This window comes from Pseudothioclava nitratireducens (assembly GCF_029210495.1).
In the GTDB taxonomy this organism is placed as follows: Bacteria; Pseudomonadota; Alphaproteobacteria; order Rhodobacterales; family Rhodobacteraceae; genus Pseudothioclava; species Pseudothioclava nitratireducens.
In genome coordinates, this window is sequence record NZ_JARGDK010000025.1 from 1 (window position 1) to 4,445 (window position 4,445).

At 66.1% G+C, this 4,445-nt stretch carries 4 protein-coding genes and 1 pseudogene; all 5 read right to left on the bottom strand.

Features of this window, described 5'->3' with window-relative positions; all coding sequences use genetic code 11:
• Positions 1-251: pseudogene (locus P0X85_RS14920) on the bottom strand (hypothetical protein); the annotation flags it as partial.
• Positions 248-2,713: a phage tail tape measure C-terminal domain-containing protein gene (locus tag P0X85_RS14925; protein WP_275815117.1), complete on the bottom strand. Its 2,466-nt coding sequence runs from the start codon at positions 2,711-2,713 to the stop codon at positions 248-250. The gene P0X85_RS14925 and the pseudogene P0X85_RS14920, both read right to left, overlap by 4 nt.
• Positions 2,714-2,761: 48 nt before the next feature.
• Positions 2,762-2,992, bottom strand: coding sequence for a DUF7697 family protein (locus tag P0X85_RS14930; RefSeq protein WP_275815121.1), 231 nt, complete (start codon positions 2,990-2,992; stop codon positions 2,762-2,764).
• 101 nt (positions 2,993-3,093) lie between these two features.
• Positions 3,094-3,462 (bottom strand): hypothetical protein, encoded by a 369-nt coding sequence (locus tag P0X85_RS14935; RefSeq protein WP_275815124.1) that lies wholly within the window; start codon positions 3,460-3,462, stop codon positions 3,094-3,096.
• Positions 3,463-3,464: 2 nt separating this feature from the next.
• Positions 3,465-4,406: a phage tail tube protein gene (locus P0X85_RS14940; protein WP_275815127.1), complete on the bottom strand. Its 942-nt coding sequence runs from the start codon at positions 4,404-4,406 to the stop codon at positions 3,465-3,467.
• Positions 4,407-4,445 lie beyond the last annotated feature (39 nt).

Genomic DNA, 4,445 nt, shown 5'->3' on the forward strand with positions numbered 1-4,445 from the left:
GCCTCGATCGAGGGATCGGCGAAGAGCAAAAGGCCGCGCCCCGAGCCGAGCGCGGTCAGCGCCGCGGAGACCGAGCGCGCCAGCGGGCCCGATTGGGCTGCGAACTCGATATCATATTCCCACCATTCTCCACCCCAGTCCTGCACCTCTGTCGTCCCGGTAAAGGGCGACTGCGTCTGGCTGGTGGCTGTCACCAACCGCCGCTCAATGCCGGCCACCCAGGTGCGCGGCAATTCCACGATCACGCTCATGCCAGACGTCCCCGCCGCATGGCCGTGCCGACCGCTGCCACGGCCATCCGCTCAAGCTCCGGCTGGGCATTGCGCAAGACGGTTGCCAGTTGCTCAGCCACGCCCATCTGCGCGCCCCGCGCGTCCACAGTGAGATGTACCGCGACCGGAGGCAGGCGTCCGCCGCCGCGCGCGACCTCCGCGCGCGACAGGACCCGCTCGCCCCGCTGCAGGATCGTGGGTACCTCGTCAGGACGAAGGCCGGCCCAGCCACCGCCATGCATGCGCGATGCCCCGGCAAAGACCGCGGCGGGAACGGCCCTAGTATGACCCGACAGCCCGACGATGCCACCGGCATGCGAGACGGCCGCCGCGATCGCGCTACCGCCGCCGAAGACGCCAGAGAGCGCAGAGGCAATGGGCCCCAGCACCGCGCGCTTGAACGACAGGACCGCGAGGTCCGCCAGGATTGAGCGCACGAGACCCTTGAAGTCGAGCTTGCCGGTCTCGACAAAGCTGCGGAAGGCGCTCTCGGCGCTGTTGAACGCGCCGGTCAGGGTCTGGCCCAGCCCCTTGCCCCAGTCGAGCGCATCCGTCGCATAGGATTGGAGAGCTTCGGACACAGCGCGCCAGCCGCTGACGATCCGCTCTGCAGCCCCGCCGCGCGCACCGCCGCCACCGCCGCCGGCCGCATCGCCCGCCCGCTCCATAGCCTCCGTCAGCCGATCGGCCGAGGTCGTGGCCTCATCAAGCGCCGCAGCGCCGTCTTCGCCGGTGCCCGCCACGGCATCGCGCAGGGCGCCCCAGGAGGTCAGCGGGGCCGTCGCGCCATTGGCGAGATCGCTAGCCGCCTGACGGTAGGTGTTCGCAGTAGCCAGCGCCTCGGCGGTGATTGCGTCGAGCCCAAGGTCGGGGGCCGTGAGCGGGTTGTCTACGAAGGCTCGACGAAAGGCATCTGCCGCAGCCGTTCCAGCATCGGCGGAGGCCCCGGCGAAGGGGTTCGGGATGTCGCCAAGGCTGATTTCGCCGATCTGACCGAAGGTGGTCTCGATGCCGACAGCCGCCAGCGCATCGCGAATGTTCCCAGTGAAGGCGTCGATCCTGCGGATCGCACCGTTCAGCATGGCCTCGATCCCGTCGAGCATGCGGTTGGCGGCCGAGAAGACCAGATCACCGATCACATCCGGCAATCGGGACCAGATCTCGCGGACGGCCAGAAGCGCGCCCTCGAAGGTGTTGGCTGTCGCGTTGCCGAAGCCAACGACACTCTCAATGGCTCCGGCCATACCGGAAGCGGCATCAGCCTTCAGATCGTAGAACATGGCGGTGGCCGCAGCCCCAGCGGTTGATGCCCCCATCTTGATCCGGTCCCAGACCTCGACCGCGACGTCTTTCAAGAGGCCCATGGCCTCGCCGAAGCCGCCTGCGCCAGAGGCGAGCCGCGTGAACCAATAGACCAGTTCGCCTGCGCCCACGATGAGGGCGCCGATGCCGGTGCGGATCAACGCGCCTTTCAGGACCACCAGAGTGATGGCGAGCCCACGAACAGAGAGAGCGGCTAACGCCATGGCAGCTACCCAGCGGCCGGCGAGGAAGGTGGCAAAAGTCCCCCCGTAGATGGCCAGCCGATCAAGGTTGGCCAGCACAGCATCAAAGGCCCGGCTGATCGGGCTGGTCGAGGAGGCAAGGGCGACAAACGCATTGGCCACTGCCTCCAGCGTGGGGGCGAGCGCCACGGCAATCCGGTTGCGCACGCCGGTGAACACCTGACCGATGCTGACCAGCGCCAGTTCCGAACGGCGCATGGCGGCGATGGCGTCGGCGTCTAGTACCGCGCCAAGCGCCTGCGCCTGTGCCCCAAGCCGGGTCATCTCCGCACCGCCGTTTTGCAGCAGCGGGATCAGCCGCGTCGTGTCGGACGCCATAGCCTCAAGGTAAAAGGTCATCTCCTGTTGGCTGACGCCTGCGCGCTCCAGGCTGTCGACATAGAGCTGCAGGGCTTCCGGCCCTGAGAGCCGGGCGAACTGGTCCGCCGTCACGCCAACCCGCGGCGCGATGTGTTCAAAAAAATCCGCCATAGGACCGCCGCCCGTCTGCAGGAAATCCCCCACCCGGTCGTTCACGTCCTTCAGGATATCGGCGAGTTTTTCCTGCTCGATGCCGACTGTGGCCGAAGCGGCCGACCAGCGCTGGAACAACTCTGGATTGGCATTGGCGACCTGAGAGAGTTGGCCGATCTCGTTGGCGGCGGCAACGGTCGAGCGGGTCATCGAGACGACGGCAGCCGCAAGGGCCGTGGCCGCAGCCGTCGCCGCGATCCGGGCCCGGCGCGCAAAGGCCGCCATGCGGGCATTGGCTTGTTCCATCTCGCGCGAGAGACGCCCCAAGCCGCGGCTACCCGCCTCGCCAACACCCTCGAGTTCGGCACGTACCTGGCGGCCGCCGGTCGCAGAGAGGCGGACGGAGACTTGTTTCGTAGCCATCTCAATATTTCCTTGTTGGGTCACATCTCGTGCCCGATGGAAACGAGGTCAGATTAGGCCTGATCCGGCCTGCAGAGCTTCGTTTGTTTTGCGCACCATCACCGCCTCAATGGGCGGCAGCAGTTCTGCGATGATGAGAGGCGAGAGCCCGAGAGCTGCCCCCAATTGCAGGGCCGCACCCATGTCCCAGCCGAGGACAGCGCCGCCGCTCATGCCGCCCACGACGCGCACCTGTCCGCCGAGGCGCTGAACCAGATCCCAGACCTGCCAGCCCTCCAAAGTGAGAGGTTTGTGCAGGGTCCGTGGGCATTCCGCGCACATAGAGATGCACGCCGCGCAATAGTCACCGCCCCCGCCGAATTCCCAGTCAGCGAGAGCGGTCAGGCGTTTTTTTCCGCATCCAGAATGAGCGCGCCCGCGATGTAATTCGTCTGGAAGGCCTCGAAGATCGGCCAGAGTTCCAGAAGGGCGGCGATGCCTTCTAGGGTCAGCGGCAACGGTTTCCCATCCTCGTCGCCAACGCCCTCCCAGTCCTTCACGACGATCCGGGCAACGGCCTTGGCGACGATACGCGCGAGATCGTCATTGGATTGAGCCGCATCGTTTTCTGTTGCAGCAGTCGCAGCCAGGATCGCCGGATCGCTGCGCGCGGCCAACATGATCGCGGTGGTCAGCGGCTCCACCAGCAGCCGCACACCATGGCCGAGGTCGAGCCAGCGCGGCTCAGTGGAAAGGTTCAGGCGCAGCATGCTCAGTACACCTCGCGGTCATTGATAAGGGTCACCGTACACATCCGGCCCGCCACCGGATCGCTGGCAGCCTGCCAGTCGAAGGTTGCCTGCACGCCTTGCGGGCCCGAGATTTCGATCCGGGGGCTTGGCAGATAGACGGCATGCGCGGTAACGGTCAGGCTTTCGGCCGTCGGCAGCGTGTAGGAGAACTCCAACTCGCAAGCCTCGCCGTTGATCGCCTGTGTCACCAGCGTCTGGTCCGCGAAGCGCACGACGATAGTGCCGGTGAGTGCTGCGATGGACGGGTCTGCGCCGTCGATCTTGCCATCCGCTCGGATCGTCTCGATGCGGTCGAGGTTGTTGGCATAGGTCAGGTCGGCCGAGACCACATTCCCTATGTTGGCCCCGTTCCGCGTGATCGCCCCGTTGAAATGCCCAAAGCGCTTCAGCGCGATAGTGGCGGGCGTCCCTGCGGCTGTGCTCGTAGCGATGGCCTCGCCCTGCGCCACGATGCTGGCCGTGGCCGTCAGCAAGCCCGAGCGCGCCATCTGCCAGTTCAAGCTGTCCACCATGCAGCCAGAATACATCGCAAAGCGCGGCACCTCTGGCATCCCGGTTTCGACTGAGAAGCTGGGCAGCGCCCAACTGCCTGAGCGGAACTCATGCGTGTAGGGCGCATCGGCACCCGTTGTGGTGGGCGCGCCAAAAGCGGCCTTCAGCCAGAAGCCAAAGGCCTCGGCATCGATCGGGATCACCACATCGCCATCCGCCGTCACCGCATCCTTGATCGGCGCCTGCGGATCACGGCCATAGCCCAAGAGTTCCGATGTCTGTAGCGGTTGCTCAGCCCCCAGCGTCGTGCTGGCAAAGGGCATCTTAGTGTAGCCGCTCGCAGGTGGCGTGCCGTATGTCGTCTCGAACGCAAGCGCCATCTGCGCCCGCGCCCCCTGGGCTCGTGCCATGTTCTGTCCCTTTCGTATATGATCGCCCCAACAGGCTTG